16 protein-coding genes are annotated in these 14,402 nt (G+C 57.0%); 8 read left to right on the forward strand and 8 right to left on the reverse strand.

What is annotated here, in order from left to right; all coding sequences use genetic code 11:
• Window positions 1-54 precede the first annotated feature (54 nt).
• The 7 genes from BM416_RS00200 to BM416_RS00230 are packed head-to-tail and all read left to right on the forward strand — an operon-like array spanning window position 55 to window position 6,497.
• A complete protein-coding gene (locus tag BM416_RS00200; protein ID WP_092484025.1) occupies window positions 55-999 on the forward strand; it encodes a fatty acid desaturase in 945 nt (314 codons plus the stop codon).
• Between the two features lie 30 nt (window positions 1,000-1,029).
• Window positions 1,030-2,061, forward strand: a complete 1,032-nt coding sequence (locus tag BM416_RS00205) for an ABC transporter ATP-binding protein (protein WP_092484028.1) — start codon at window positions 1,030-1,032, stop codon at window positions 2,059-2,061.
• A complete protein-coding gene (locus tag BM416_RS00210; protein WP_092484031.1) occupies window positions 2,058-2,687 on the forward strand; it encodes an ABC transporter permease in 630 nt (209 codons plus the stop codon). Before BM416_RS00205 ends, BM416_RS00210 begins: the two co-directional genes overlap by 4 nt.
• Window positions 2,687-3,370: an ABC transporter permease gene (locus BM416_RS00215; RefSeq protein ID WP_092485534.1), complete on the forward strand. Its 684-nt coding sequence runs from the start codon at window positions 2,687-2,689 to the stop codon at window positions 3,368-3,370. The genes BM416_RS00210 and BM416_RS00215 overlap by 1 nt, the downstream gene beginning before the upstream one ends.
• Before the next feature lie 49 nt (window positions 3,371-3,419).
• The gene (locus tag BM416_RS00220) at window positions 3,420-4,325 is read left to right on the forward strand and encodes an ABC transporter substrate-binding protein (RefSeq protein ID WP_092484034.1); all 906 of its coding nucleotides are present in this window, start codon (window positions 3,420-3,422) and stop codon (window positions 4,323-4,325) included.
• 36 nt (window positions 4,326-4,361) lie between these two features.
• Entirely contained in the window at window positions 4,362-5,690 is a 1,329-nt protein-coding gene (locus BM416_RS00225) for an LLM class flavin-dependent oxidoreductase (RefSeq protein ID WP_092484037.1), read from the forward strand.
• A 33-nt stretch (window positions 5,691-5,723) separates the two neighbouring features.
• Window positions 5,724-6,497 carry a phosphate/phosphite/phosphonate ABC transporter substrate-binding protein gene (locus BM416_RS00230; RefSeq protein ID WP_092484040.1) on the forward strand — a complete coding sequence of 258 codons (774 nt, stop codon included), beginning with the start codon at window positions 5,724-5,726 and terminating at the stop codon, window positions 6,495-6,497.
• 65 nt (window positions 6,498-6,562) lie between these two features.
• Here BM416_RS00230 and BM416_RS00235 read toward each other — a convergent pair whose 3' ends face one another.
• The 4 genes from BM416_RS00235 to BM416_RS00250 all read right to left on the reverse strand — a co-directional run bounded on the left by BM416_RS00235 (window position 6,563) and on the right by BM416_RS00250 (window position 10,595).
• The gene (locus BM416_RS00235; protein ID WP_027605720.1) at window positions 6,563-7,585 is read right to left on the reverse strand and encodes a transketolase family protein; all 1,023 of its coding nucleotides are present in this window, start codon (window positions 7,583-7,585) and stop codon (window positions 6,563-6,565) included.
• The gene (locus tag BM416_RS00240) at window positions 7,582-8,430 is read right to left on the reverse strand and encodes a transketolase (RefSeq protein WP_092484043.1); all 849 of its coding nucleotides are present in this window, start codon (window positions 8,428-8,430) and stop codon (window positions 7,582-7,584) included. The genes BM416_RS00235 and BM416_RS00240 overlap by 4 nt, the downstream gene beginning before the upstream one ends.
• 17 nt (window positions 8,431-8,447) lie before the next feature.
• Window positions 8,448-9,749: an MFS transporter gene (locus BM416_RS00245; protein WP_092358102.1), complete on the reverse strand. Its 1,302-nt coding sequence runs from the start codon at window positions 9,747-9,749 to the stop codon at window positions 8,448-8,450.
• A gap of 96 nt (window positions 9,750-9,845) precedes the next feature.
• Window positions 9,846-10,595 (reverse strand): SDR family NAD(P)-dependent oxidoreductase, encoded by a 750-nt coding sequence (locus tag BM416_RS00250; RefSeq protein WP_027605723.1) that lies wholly within the window; start codon window positions 10,593-10,595, stop codon window positions 9,846-9,848.
• A gap of 190 nt (window positions 10,596-10,785) precedes the next feature.
• On the opposite strand from BM416_RS00250, the gene BM416_RS00255 reads away from it, so the two are divergent.
• Window positions 10,786-11,703 (forward strand): LysR substrate-binding domain-containing protein, encoded by a 918-nt coding sequence (locus BM416_RS00255; protein ID WP_092484046.1) that lies wholly within the window; start codon window positions 10,786-10,788, stop codon window positions 11,701-11,703.
• Window positions 11,704-11,765: 62 nt separating this feature from the next.
• On the opposite strand, the gene BM416_RS00260 is transcribed toward BM416_RS00255, so the two are convergent.
• The 4 genes from BM416_RS00260 to BM416_RS00275 all read right to left on the reverse strand — a co-directional run bounded on the left by BM416_RS00260 (window position 11,766) and on the right by BM416_RS00275 (window position 14,310).
• A complete protein-coding gene (locus BM416_RS00260) occupies window positions 11,766-12,398 on the reverse strand; it encodes a LysE family translocator (protein WP_092484049.1) in 633 nt (210 codons plus the stop codon).
• A 183-nt stretch (window positions 12,399-12,581) separates the two neighbouring features.
• On the reverse strand, window positions 12,582-12,890 hold the full coding sequence (locus BM416_RS00265) for a YciI family protein (protein ID WP_092484052.1): 309 nt from the start codon (window positions 12,888-12,890) through the stop codon (window positions 12,582-12,584).
• Window positions 12,891-12,917: 27 nt separating this feature from the next.
• Complete coding sequence (locus BM416_RS00270; protein ID WP_092484055.1) at window positions 12,918-13,547, reverse strand: FMN-dependent NADH-azoreductase; 630 nt, start codon at window positions 13,545-13,547, stop codon at window positions 12,918-12,920.
• A gap of 58 nt (window positions 13,548-13,605) precedes the next feature.
• Window positions 13,606-14,310 carry an alpha/beta fold hydrolase gene (locus BM416_RS00275; protein WP_092484058.1) on the reverse strand — a complete coding sequence of 235 codons (705 nt, stop codon included), beginning with the start codon at window positions 14,308-14,310 and terminating at the stop codon, window positions 13,606-13,608.
• Window positions 14,311-14,402: the final 92 nt, after the last annotated feature.

Consider the following 14,402-nt stretch of genomic DNA (forward strand, 5'->3'; position numbering starts at 1 on the left):
AAGTGTGAGTGATTGGGCGCCCGTTCCGAGCACGTTCTATCGCGACTGACAACAATGCCAAACTATTTGGATGACGCTCATCGAGCGGAAATCGTCAAGCTGAGCACTACCCTGACCAGTAGAACCGAATGGCCCACCTGGCTTTTGTTAGTCGGGTTTTATCTGGCCTGGGCGTTTATTATTTTTTATGGGCAAGTACTTGGCGAAGTATTCAGCCTTGTCCTGCTGGTGCCACTGGTTGTGCTGTGGATGTCGATTCAGCATGAGCTTATCCATGGTCATCCAACCCGTTGGCCCGCCATAAACAAGGCCTTGGGATTTCTGCCGTTTGCCGTTTGGTACCCCTATGACATTTACAGGGACACCCATTTGGCACATCACAACGACGAAGTGCTGACGGTACCCGGGCAAGATCCGGAAAGTCGTTATGTCAGCGGTGCTTTTTGGTTGTGCTCGCCTCGGTATATCAGAACGTTGTTGTGGGTAAACAAGACCTTGGGCGGTCGTTTGCTTATGGGCGCACCATTGGCGGTGATAGCCCTTGTGGGTAGCGAAATCAGAGGGCTGTTTCATACCGGTCGAATCGCTTGGCGGATGTGGGCCGCGCATCTACTCAGTGTTGGCGTAGTGCTGGCTTTGGTTGAGGAATACAGCGCCATCAGTGCCATACAGTACTTATTCCTGGTTTCGTTGCCGGCTTTGTCGATTGCCATGATCAGGTCGTTTTACGAACATCGTCCGTCAACGTATCCGGAACACCGCACGGTTATCAATGAATCGTCGGGGCTGTTGAGTTGGCTGTTTCTCAACCTCAATCTTCACCTGGTTCATCACGATCTTCCCGGTTTGCCCTGGTTTTACTTGCCCAGGGTGTATAGAGCCAGGCGTGAACAATGGATCGCGCGAAACAATGGCTATGTCATTCATGGCTACTTCCAGTTATTGCAGAAACATCTGGTCAGTCCCGTGGATTGTCCTCGCCATCCTGCTGAGCACTAACACTAGGCAAGCTAATGTGGGCGTCGGAAAATGATACGTTTTGAAGCCATCAGGAAAACTCATAAAGGCAGCCCGCGAATGGCCGTGAGCGATTTAACGCTTCACGTCCGGGAGGGTGAGATCTGTGTATTTGTCGGGCCGAGTGGCTGCGGCAAAACCACCATTTTGCGCATGATCAACCGGCTGGATACCCAGGACAGTGGCCGCATCCGTGTCAACGGCGTGGCGACCGATGAACTTGACGTCGTTACGCTACGCCGTGGCATTGGTTTCATGATGCAGAGCGCCGCCTTGTTTCCTCACCAGACGGTTGCCGAAAATATTGGCGCAGTCCCGCGGCTGCTGGGCTGGAGCCAACATAAAATCCGCCAGCGCGTGAGCGAGCTCATTTCCCTGGTTGGGCTTCAGCCGGAATTTCTGGACCGCTACCCTAATCAGCTGTCGGGCGGGCAGCAAAGTCGTGTCGCCCTGGCAAGGGCATTGGCCTCGGACCCACCGGTTGTATTGATGGACGAACCCTTTGCCGCCCTTGATCCGGTGATACGCGAGCGACTGCAGGATGAACTGGTTGCGCTTCAGAGACGTTTGCATAAAACCATTATCCTGGTGACCCATGATATGGAGGAGGCCATCAAGATTGGTGATCGAATTGCCATCTTCGAGGGCGAAGGGAAACTTGTTCAGTTCGATACCCCTCACAACATCCTTGCCCATCCTGCCAGCGAGTTTGTGAAGACCTTTATCGGCAAAGATCCGCTGTTAAAAAGGCTTTCGCTGATGAAGGTTTCTGATCTTCCGGTGGATGAGATCAGTTGTGAATTCAAACTTCTACTGGATGACAAGTCCAACCCGTTGAAGTGGGTCAGTGACTCGGACATGCCTGTTCCGGAGCTGACAACAGTGTCGAGTCACGACTCGTTGCATCACGCCCTGGTTAAGATGCTAACGGCGCCTATGGGGGTGGTTGTTCGCGTGGACGAGGCCGGCAGTTACGAAGGTTGCCTGTCGATTGCCAGCCTTCACAGCGCACTCAATGAACGCCGCTTCGGAAGTGCGCAATGATTGACTGGTCCTGGATCGTTGAAAACTGGCAGCAGATCGGCCAGCTGTTAGTCGATCATATTCAACTGGTAACCCTGGGCCTGTGTATAGGGATGCTGTTAGCGGGTGCAATGGTGCTCTTGACGTTGTGGCAGCCAGGATTGGCGCGGCCGATGATTTATGTCTGCGGCATACTCTTTACCATTCCGTCCCTGGCACTGTTTATTTTGATAATGCCTTTTACCGGGTTATCCAAGACCACGGCGGTCATTGGTTTGAGCCTGTATGCCTTGCTTATCGTGTTACAGAACACCTTGGCGGGACTTGCGAGTAACCCTGCCGACGTATTGGAGGAAGCCCGTGCGCTCGGGTATACGCGCATGCAGAGATTCCTCGGGGTTGAACTTCCACTGGCGCTGCCTGCGTTATTGGCGGGCTTACGAACAACCTCGGTTACTTTGGTGGGGCTGGTGACTGTTACTGCCTTGATTGGTCAAGGTGGACTGGGCCAGCTGTTCATTACCGGGCTGGCTCAAAGTTTCACTACACCTGTGGCGGTCAGCCTGGTCCTGACCGTGATACTGGCGTTATGTTTTGATTTTCTGTTTTATTCAATCAATAAATGGCTGGTGCCTTGGGTGCGCTGATGAACATGATCGCAAGTGTCTACCTTTGGTTTTCTCTTCCAGATAATTGGTTAGGTGAAAACGGCATACTGACTCGGCTGGCAGAGCATATTTATTATGTGTCCTTGAGCCTGGCTATTGCTTGCGCAATAGCGTTGCCGCTTGGCGTACTGTTGGCTAACTACCGTAAAGGTGCGCAGGTGGCGATAGGGCTGTTCAATATTGGGCGAGCATTACCGTCCCTGGGTATTGTGATACTTGCAATCATGCTTATCGGTTATGAAACCAGCACGGTGATTATCGCGTTGGTGACCATGAGCATCCCGCCGATATTAACCAATACCTATGTTGGCATCGATCAGGTGGATTCATCCCTGAAGCAGGCTGCCAGATCGATGGGCATGCGCAGGGGGCAGATGTTTTTTCAGCTCGAGTTGCCGCTGGCTTTTCCGCTGATCTTTTCAGGGTTCCGATCAGCCCTGGTGCAACTTATCGCCACGGCCACCATCGCCGCGTATGCCGGCTTCGGCGGGCTGGGCAGGTTTCTGATTGATGGACTGGGCCGAAATGATACGCCGCAAATCATTGGCGGCGCACTGATGGTGTCGGCACTGGCGATTGTCAGTGAGTGGGTTTGTTCAATGATAGAAACATTCATGGTTAGAAAATGGCGCGCGGGGAGAATCGAACTAAGCGCTACATGACCTGAGGCATTTGAAAGTGTGTATTAACTCTGCAGAGGTGCAAACCCACATGAAAAACAAACAACGTTCGAAGGCTCGCTCAGCGCACTCGGTTTCATTGCTGCTGGGGCTAGGCTTGCTGGTGGGCAGCGCGTTTGCCAGCGCTCAGTCCATCACCATTGGAGGGGCCAATTTTTCCGAGCAGACGATTCTCGCCAATATCTATGCGTCAGCCCTGAAAAATCAAGGGATAGACGTCAAGACCCGACTCAATCTGGGCAACCGCCAGATCATCGCCCAGGCCCTGGAAAACGGCGATATAGACGTCGTCCCCGAATACCTGGGGTCACTGTTGAGTTTCTATGACGACAAGACCGCCCTGACCAGCCAAAAGGAGATCCTCAGCGCTTTGCAACAGAAGTTGCCGGCGGACCTCCAGCTGCTTGAGCCTTCGTCCGCAGGCTCCATTACCGCCTGGGCCGTCACCCAAAAGACCGCAGAAAAGTACAACCTGCGCACCTTGTCCGACCTGGCGCCCGTCTCGGGTGATTTCACCCTGGGCGGGCCTCCCGAAGTTGCCACGGCTGCGTTAGGCCTGCCCGGGTTGAAGGCGGTCTACGGCATCAACTTCAAGAGCGTCAAGTCGCTGGACATGGGCGGGCCCTTGTCGCGGCTGGCGTTGAACTCCGGTGCTATCGACGTGGCCACGGTGGTCTCCACGCAAGGCATCCTGGCGAAAGAGCCTTGGGTTGTCCTCGAGGACGACAAGCATCAACAGCCCCTGCAAAACATCACCCCACTGGGGCGCAAGGCGTTGCTGACCCCGGAAGTCACCCAGGTGCTTAACGAGGTTTCTGCAAAGCTGACCGATGACGACCTCAAGCAACTCAATCGCCTGGTTGATATCGATCACAAGGACCCCACGAAAGTCGCGGCGCAGTGGGTTGCCGAACATACCGTCAAGACGGCCCGGTGAAAATCAATGCGACGTGGGTAAGGTCGCGGAGGCGTTATGTCGAATAAAAGTATGATTTTGAATTTGTTCTTTTTTAACCCCCAGGGCGATCATCGTTTTTCCTGGCGCCACCCGCTGGCACCGACCCAAGAGATATTGACCCTGGGTTACTACGTAAAACTGGTGCAGGCGGCGGAGGCAGCGAAGTTTGATGCGGTTTTTGTTGCGGATCACGTTGCGGTCTGGGATTCCGTGGCCAGCGGGCTGAGGCACTATGCCAACGCCCGCCTGGAACCGATTACGCTGTTGTCCGCACTGGCGGCGGTTACCGAGCACATCGGGCTGATGGGCACGGCTTCGACTTCCTATAACGAGCCCTTCAACCTCGCGCGCTATTTTGCTTCGCTGGACTACCTCAGCGCAGGGCGAGCCAGCTGGAATATCGTGACGTCCTGGCTGGAAGAAGAGGCTTCGAATTTCGGATTGTCAGGCGTGACGAAACACGGCGATCGTTATCAGCGGGCCGAGGAATTCATCCAGGTCGTCAAGCAGCTTTGGGACTCCTGGGAGGAGGGCGCGCTTGAGTTTGACAAGGGCACCGGCGCCTTTGCCGACCCCTCGAAAATCCACCCGATCAATCACAAAGGCGCACATTTCAGCGTACGTGGGCCGCTTAACGTGCCGCGTCCACCCCAGGGCCACCCGGTTCTCGCCCAGGCGGGGTCTTCTGAAGCCGGCAAAAACCTGGCCGCCGCCCATGGGGACGTACACTTCTGCTTTATCAATTCGGTCGAGGAGGGACTGGCGTACAGGGCCGATTTGAATCGCCGACTCGAGTTGAAGGGCAGGCATTCCAGTGATCTGAAAATCATCACCGGCGTGCTGCCGGTGGTGCTCGGGGATGAGACTGAGGAGGAACGACGTCGGCACCTGGAGGACAGCCTGATTATCGATGCGGTGGCGATTGACCTGGTCTCCAGCTACACCCGCCTGGACCTGACAGGACTATCGCCGGACGGTCCGTTGCCAGCGTTGCCGGATGAGTCCGAGTTTGATGGCATTCGAACCGAGCTGGCCCTGCTCAAGCAGTACGACACTTCCCTGTCCATCCGCGAGATAGGGCGCCGGTTGGTCAAGAGCTCCAGCACCTGGCTATTGATCGGAACGGCGGAGCATATTGCCGACAAGCTTTCAGCGTTATACGAGTCGAATGCCGTCGATGGCTACAACCTCATGTTTCCGTTTTTGCCCACTGACTTCGAAACCTTCACCCGTGGCGTGGTGCCTCTGCTGCAAGCCAGAGGGGTGTTCCGCCAGGAATATGAGCCCGGGACACTGAGGGATCGCTTGGGCTTGAAGACGCCGGCCAACCGTTTCCTGCTGTGAGCAGTATCAATCGCCCCTCTGAATGGATGTCATATGACCAGCGATCTATCCATGTACCTCGCTCCCGCCAGGGTTCTACACGCACAGGATGCCTGGCTTGAGCGCATCCTGGCGATTCTCGGCGAGCGCCGTGGGCAAACACAGGTCGTTGATCTCGCGGCGCACTGGCTTTCCCCGGATCTGTTGTTATCCCAGACCTGCGGCTATCCATTCGTTACGTCGCTACGGGGAAAGGTAAAGCTGGTAGGGCGCCCGAGCTATGAGCTTACCCATGGCTCTGGAGGGGACCATTGCAGTGTGCTGCTCTGCAGGGCTGATTCGGCCGTGACTGACCTGGCAGGTTTCCAGGGCCGCCATGGCCTGATCAACGCCCCGGATTCCAACTCTGGAATGAATTTATTTCGCCACACGCTTGCCGGGATCAGCGACCGAGGTTTTTTTTCGAAACTCACCTTCACCGGATCCCACAGGGAGAGCCTGCGAAGGCTTAGAGAAGGCGAGGGTGATTTGGCTTCCATCGACAGTGTCACCTACGACTATCTTGCGAGAGATCACAGTGACGAGATCGAAGGCCTCAGGATCCTGACACGAAGTGCGCGCAGTCCCTGCCTGCCTTACATCACCTCGATTGGTCAGGACGCCGTTTCAATCAGGAATGCAATGAACGAAGCCTTGGGGCAGCTTCCTGAGGTGTCCCGTGACCTCGCGATCAAGGAAGTCCTGCCGGCCAGTGAGGCTGACTATGAGTGTCTCCTGGAATATGAGCGCAGTGCGGCCAGTCGCGGCTTTTCGTTTGTAGCGTCCTGAGCGGCCCCACCTCAAACGGAGGCACTCCTGCAGGGGACTCATTCAGTCCCCAGCAGGTTCAAACCCTATAGCCAACCCTTGATCTGCGCGCACACAGCCTGGGTGGAAATACCGTAGCGATCGTGCAACGTCGGAAGCGCTCCCGCATCGAGAAACGCGTCCGGCAACGCTATTTGCCGGAACGTCGGGGTAACGCCATTGCGCAACAGCACGGTTGCCACCGCTTCGCCCAATCCGCCAATGATGGAGTGGTTTTCGGCCGTCACTACCAGTCGCCCCGGCTTTCTGGCTTCAGCCAGAATGGTCTGCTCATCCAAAGGCTTGATGGTGGGCACGTGAAGCACCGCGACATCCACGCCATCTGCCTGTAGTTCCTTGGCGGCTTCCAGGGCGCGCATGGTCATCAAACCGGTGGAAATGATTAAAACCTCGTTGCCCGTACGCAGGGTCTTGGCCTTGCCGATCTCGAATGTGTAGCCATATTCGTCGAGCACCAGCGGTACGTTGCCGCGCAGTAACCGCATGTAGACCGGCCCTTGGTGCGCAGCAATGGCGGGCACGGCTTGTTCGATTTCCAGGGCATCGCAGGGGTCGACGATCATTAGGTTGGGCATGGCGCGGAAGATCGCCAGATCATCCGTTGCCTGGTGGCTGGGGCCGTACCCGGTAGTCAGGCCCGGCAGGCCGCAGACGATTTTGACGTTGAGGTTTTCCTCGGCAATCGCCATGCAGATGAAGTCATAGGCCCGGCGCGAAGCAAACACCGCGTAAGTGGTAGCGAAGGGCACGAACCCCTCCCGAGCCATGCCGGCTGCCGCGCTCATCAACAGTTGCTCGGCCATGCCCATCTGGTAGAAACGCTCCGGATGCGCCTTGGCAAAAATGTGCAGGTCGGTGTATTTGGACAAGTCAGCCGATAAACCCACTATGTCCTGGCGCTGGTCCGCGAGTGCGGCCAGTGCGTGACCGAATGGCGCTGGTTTTGTGGCCTGGCCTTCAGCGGCAATCGAGGCAATCATCGCCGAGGTGGTCAGCTTTTTCTTCGCCGCTGCGGGTGCCTGAACGTCAGTCTTGTGTGCGTTGCTCATACGGTTCTGCCTTCTTCCAGGTTGTTCAGGGCCACATCCCATTCATGCTCGTCGACGCGGATGAAGTGAGTCTTTTCGCGGGTTTCCAGGAACGGCACGCCTTTGCCCATTTTGGTATCGCAGATGATGACGCGCGGTTGTGCGTCGGGGTGGCTGCGGGCCGCGTCGAACGCCTTGACCAAGGCATCCAGGTCGTTACCGTCTACCCGCTGGGTGAACCAGCCAAAGGCTTGCCAGCGGTCAACGATGGGTTCAAATGCCAGCACTTCGCTGGAATGTCCGTCGGCTTGCTGGTTATTCACGTCGACAATGGCGATCAGGTTGTCGAGCTTCCAGTGCGAAGCGGACATGACCGCTTCCCAGGTGGATCCCTCATTCAGCTCGCCGTCCGACAGCAGGTTGTAGACGAATGAGGCGGACTGTTTGCGCTTCAAGCCCAGGCAGGCACCCACTGCGATGCCCAACCCCTGGCCCAGGGAGCCGCCGGTGATCTCCATGCCGGGGGTGTAGGCGGCCATGCCGGACATGGGCAGGCGGCTGTCATCCGAACCGTAGGTTTCAAGCTCATCCAGTGGGATGATTTGCGCTTCAATCAGCGCCGCATACAGTGCGATCGCGTAGTGGCCGATGGAAAGGTAAAAGCGATCACGCTGTTCCCACTCGGGGTCTTCGGGCTTGTAGTTCAAGGCGTGGAAGTACGACACGGCGAGCAAGTCTGCCGCGCCCAGCGCCTGGCCGACATAGCCCTGGCCCTGGACTTGGCCCATGCGCAAGGCATGGCGGCGAATGTTATGGGCGCGCTGCACCAGCGTGGTGGAGGGCGCGCGAGATAAAGTGGCAGTCATGGAAATTCTCCGTTAACTCAACGATTGACCGAAGCGGCAGGAATGCGCAGCACCAGGCAGGCACCGATGCACAGCACACCGGTAATCAGGTACATGCCGATGGCGCTCGAACCGGTCGTGGTGGTGATCCAACCAATCAGGTAGGGCGAGCAGAAACCCGCCAGGTTGGCAAAGCTGTTGATTCCAGCGATCCCGGCAGCGGCGGAGACGCCGCCGAGCAAGGTGGTCGGCAGCATCCAGAACAGTGACGACGCCGACAGCACGCCTGCTGCCGCAAGGCACAGGCACAACACCGACAGCATCAGGTGGGTGCCGAACACCGCCGCCAACGTGAGGCCCAGCGCACCGGCAAGCATTGGCGCCACCAGATGCCAACGGCGCTCCTGGTGCTTGTCGCCGCTGCGCCCCATCAGCACCATCGCGACAATGGCGCACAGGTAGGGGAGGCTGGTGAGCAAGCCGATGTGCATCGGGTCGGCAACACCGGCATTACGGATAAGGGTCGGCAGCCAGAAGGTGATCGCGTACTGGCCCATCACCACGCAAAAGTAGATGCAGGCGAGAATCCACAGGCGGCGGTCGCGCAGGAAGGCGCCGACCGATGCATGGGTGACTTTACGGCTGTTGTCCTCGGCGAGTTCTTTGCTGACCAGCGCTTTTTCTTCATCGGTGAGCCAGGTCGCCTGGTGCACGCCGTCCTTGAGGTAAGCCAGCACCATCAGGCCAACGATGACGGTCGGAATGGCTTCGAGCACGAACATCCACTGCCAGCCCGCCCAGCCATGCACGCCGGCGAACTGGGTCATGATGTAGCCCGAGAGCGGCCCGCCGATCATGCCGGAGAGCGGGATGGCGATGAACCACAGCACGGTCATTTTGGCGCGGCGGTATGAGGGGAACCAGTAGGTGAGGTAGAGCAGCAGGCCCGGTGCGAGCCCGGCTTCGGCGATACCGAGCAGGAAGCGCAGCGCATAGAACTGCCAGGCCGTTTCCACGAAGGCGAAGAGGGCGGAGATAATGCCCCACGAAATCATGATCCGCGCGATCCAGCGCCGGGCACCGACTTTGTGGAGGATGAGATTGCTCGGCACTTCGCAGAGGAAATAGCCAAGAAAGAACATGCCCGCGCCGAGCCCGTATACGGTTTCGCTCAGGGACAGGTCATTCATCATCTGCAGCTTTGCAAACCCGACGTTTACCCGATCCAGGTAGGCGCACAGGTAGCACAGCATCAGGAAAGGCATCAATCGCCAGGCAGTTTTGCGATACGCGCTTGCGCGCACTGTGGACACAGTGTCAAGCGTCATGGTGGTCATCATGAGGGTCTGATCTCTTGTTTTTATAGAACGCCGGGCTTGAGGCCCGACGTATCTTCGATCCAGAACTTAATGGACAGCGGGTGCTGGCACCTGTGGTCAGTGGATCAACATGCCGCCGTTGACATCCAGGGTGATGCCGGTGAGGTAGGAGGACAAGTCGCTGGCAAGAAACAGTGCCGCATTGGCAACATCCTGCGCGGCACCAAGCCGACCCAGGGGGATGCTTTCGATGATTGCGTGGCGGCGTTCATCCTGCATCAGGCCCCCGGTGATGTCGGTATGGATCAGGCCTGGCGCAATGGCGTTGACGCGAATGTTGTCCGCGCCGAATTCGCGGGCCATGGCCTTGCCCAGTCCGAGCACGCCGGCCTTGGCGGCGCTGTAGTGCGGGCCGCCGAAAATCCCGCCGCCGCGCTGGGCCGATACGGATGACATGCAGACGATGCTGCCCGAAGCCTGGGCGCGCATCACCGGAATCACCGCCTGGGACATCAACAGCGTGCCGCGCAGGCTGACATCCAGGACCTTGTCGTAATCGCTCGGGCGAATGTCCAGGGTCTTGATGGGCTGAGTGATGCCGGCATTGTTGACGAGTATGTCGATACGGCCGTAGTGCTCCAGCACCTTGGCGACCGCAGCCTGGACTTGTTGCTCATCGGCCACGTTGGCAGCCAGGCCCAGGTGGCCTTCGCCGAGGGTGGCCGCGGCGTCACGGGCGGCGGACTCGTCGAGATCCAGGATCACAACGCGGGCGCCGTGTTGGGCGAAGGTGAGCGCGGTTGCGCGGCCGATGCCGCGTGCGGATGCGGCGCCAGTAATAATCGCGACTTTGCCTTGAAGAAGCATGAGGGATACCTCTGATTGTTTTTATGGTTCGATTCAGCGATCGATGGCTCAGAGTGGTCCCCGTCGACGGGCCGAGCAATAACGCAAACCTCACTGCTACATGAATAAAATTCAGCACTCGTCAATGTAGACCGCAAATGTTTGAATGGCACGATCCGCCCGCGACCCAAAAACAATAGGCTGAATACCGATGCGCCAGGACGATATCCCCACCTCCAATCTGCCACCGCTGAGAGCCATTCAGGCCTTCGAGCAGACAGCCCGTTTTGGCAACCTGGCAAGGGCCGCCGAAGTGCTCGACCTCACACCGTCAGCGATCAGCCATCAACTGGCCAAGCTGGAGGTGATGATTGGTCGACAGTTGTTTGTGCGGGCAGCGCGTGGGGTGACCCTGACGCCAGTGGGTGAGCAGTACTTGAAGGATATTTCCGGCCTGTTGCAGAGCCTTGAGGTCGCCACCGAGCGCGCCGCGAGTGACGTCAGCCTGGATTGCCTGCGGCTGCATTCGGCCCCCAGCTTTGGCTTGCTCTGGCTGATGCCGCGGTTGGAGTCGTTTCGCGCGAGCAATCCGGACATCCAGATCAATTTGTCGTGTTCCTATGAGTCGCTGCATTTCAGCCAGGACAAGATCGATGTGGATATTCGTCACGGCCGGCCTAATTGGCCCAGCTATGAAGTGCGCACCGTACGCAACGAAAGTTTCGCGGTGCTGGCCTCGCCCAAGCTGATCGCGCGCTGCGCGGTAGAAAACGCCGCAGATCTCCTGGCACAAGAGCTGATCCTTTCCGAAGCAACCTTGCTCAGGTGGCCTGAGTGGTTCGCCCAGCATGGCCTGGCGCGCCCCGAAAAGCCCTACGCCTTGAGTTTCGACCGTTCCTACATGAGCCTGGAAGCCGCGAGCCACGGCCTGGGGTTCGCTCTTGAAAGCACGCTGCTGGCGCAAAAATACCTGGCCAACGGTTCGCTGGTTGAAGTCGCCCCCGAAGCGTTGAGCGCTCCGGTTGCCGCCCACCATTTGGTGTTCCCGAAGGCGCACTCCAGTTTTCCCAGGGTCAGGCGGTTCTTGGGGTGGATGGAGGTGGAGTTAGGGCATAGCTTTGTGTTCTAGCGCTGTGGTTTTCCAAAGGGAATGACCGTTATTTGTCCAACGACTATCCTGGGCAAGATGGTTTAGAAGACGTTAGAGAGTACAAGAAAAACACCAATGGACAGCAGCAACGCCCCTGCGACTCGGTTGATCCACACACCAATGCGTGGATTATTACCTAACTTAAGGCCAATCTGTCGTCCACAGAGCGCAAGGGGCAGCTCTACTAAAATCATGACCACTACCAGGACGACACCGAGATAAAGCATAGAAAGTGCTTTATGACTTGCGTGCTGCGGAATGAATTGCGGCATGAATGAGAGGGTGAACATCATCGCCTTCGGGTTGAGCAAGTTGGTCATCAACCCGCGTCGGTAGACGGTCCAGAAAGTTGCCCTGATTCCGCCCTGGACCTGTGTCACCGATTGACGGGAGCGGAGCAGGCCCACACCCAGCCAGGAGAGGTATGCCGCGCCTGCTATTACCAACAGGCCATACAACAGTGGCGACGCGGCGATCAGGGCCGCCACACCCGCTATCGCCAGAAGCACATAACAAAACGCGCCACTTGCCACGCCAAGAATCGCAGCCATACCCCCGCGGGCACCATTACTGATCGAATTAGACAGGATGTAGATCATGTCCGCCCCGGGCGTGATCATTAGAATCGCCACTGACGTAGCAAATAGAACCAAGGTCGTGAAAGAAATATCCATGGGGAGTTCCAGATCAATCAGAGGTGAATGATGAGGAACGCTTCTACATAGCGTATAGAATCGGATTGCTCATCGAATCGCGGTGGTGCAGGCAAGTCAAAGATTGCAGTGAAGAGTCGACAAAGTTGGTATTTCTGGACCCCTCGTCTAAAGCAGCCTGTTGTTTCCAAACTCACCGGTCATTTATACAGACTGCGCATTCTCGGCCCAGCGTGCTGCGAAATCCGTCGAGCGAATTGCCGGGTCGCACTCAATTATGTCGAGGCTTACAAGCCTGTGGGCAACAAAAGGATCCTCGTCCATTATTTTCTGAATGTCTGACAACTGATGGGCATGGGCGAGAATGAATCCGCCACTCTTATCCATGAGCGGGCCGGCGAAAAGCACATGTGCCGATCGGATGTATTTGATCAGCCAGCCCTTGTGCGCATCCAGGTGCTCCCGAATCTGTTCGGCAGAACTGGTGTAGGTCAACTTTATGGCGTAAAGCATCCGTTAATCTCCTGGCTTTAATGGTTATTAGTGGGCTGCTGACAAGTGTGCAACTGCCGAGGTAATGGCGTTTTTGGCCAGCGTTACGCCGTTATCGCGAACCTGCTCGCCTTTAGAGGCGCCTTCGGCACGAACGAATTCGATATCGTCAATTCCCAGAAAGCCAAAAAACGCTTTCAGGTAACTTTCCTGAAAGTCCATGTTCTGAAAAGGACCTTCAGCGTAAAAACCTCCGCGCGCCGATGCCACGATGACGCGCTTCCCGCCGCATAAGCCAACAGGGCCGCGTTCGGTATATTTGAACGTGCGCCCCACCTGCGCGACTCTGTCTAACCAAGCCTTCAACTGAGTCGAAACGCTGAAGTTGTACATTGGCGCACCGATTACGAGCACTTCGCTCGCGAGAAACTCGGTCACCAGCGTTTCCGAGAGTTGATGTTCCAATAAAATTTCCGCCGAAAAATCACTGTTTCCCATTTGTCGAAACCCTGCGGCAATTGAGCCACTCAGGTGTCTCACTTCTTGGTCGGCGAGGTCGCGGCGCTGCACGTGGGCACCAGGATTACTGGCTTGAATGTGCGCAACGATGGAGGCGGTAAGATCTCGGGTGATGGAATCTTTGCCCATGATGCTGGAGTCAATATGGAGCACTTTCATTCTTGATTTCCTCGGGAGTGGAAAAGCGTTGTTATCAACGTTGTTTTTGGGCGCAGGCTCATCTTTCCGATTCGCTGGCAGCACGGTCGATGAATTTGGCTACTGCATCGGGCTGAGAAATCAATGACAGGTGGCTGGATCGAATAGACAAGGTCCTGGCGCCAATCTGGCGCGCAATGGTTTGCTGCACCGGGTAGGGAAGTGCCTCGTCATCGATTGTTTGCAAGTACCAACTTGGCTTGTCATGCCAGGCCGCATGCTTGACCTTTGCGGCGAAACAGACGGCGGCAATGGGCTGCTGCACTGATGACAGAAACCGTGCGTTTGACATCGCCAGGTCTGCGCCCATCACGTGATGAAATTGCGCTGGGTCATCCAGCCAAAGCAGCCCATCCGCATCCGGGCTGAGGCCCGTCATTGGCGCCTTCAACCGCGCCAAGAGATCCGCAGCAGACTCACCACTGTCAGGCACGAGCGCGGATAGATAGACCAGGCCTTTTACATTACTGGCGTTGCCAGCCTGTGTTATCACCGCGCCAGCCCACGAGTGTCCCACCAGTAGTACATCGCCCTTTTGCCTGCGCAGAACGCGCTCCGTGGTGATTACGTCATCACTCAATGAAGTCAATGGATTCTGGACAGCGGTGACGTGATAGCCCATCGCAGTCAATCGCTCCATCACTGCCGACCAACTCGAGCCATCTGCGAAAGCACCATGTACCAGCACGATATTAGGCACGGGGTGTGCGGTTGTTGCCGCCATGGCGGAGCCTCCAGATATCAGCAGGAACGCTCCCACTGTGAAGGTGAGTCGACCTGACCACCTCAGAAAGGCCCACAAACGTTCTTTTGCGC

This window comes from Pseudomonas sp. NFACC42-2, assembly GCF_900116055.1.
Classification (GTDB): Bacteria; Pseudomonadota; Gammaproteobacteria; order Pseudomonadales; family Pseudomonadaceae; genus Aquipseudomonas; species Aquipseudomonas marginalis.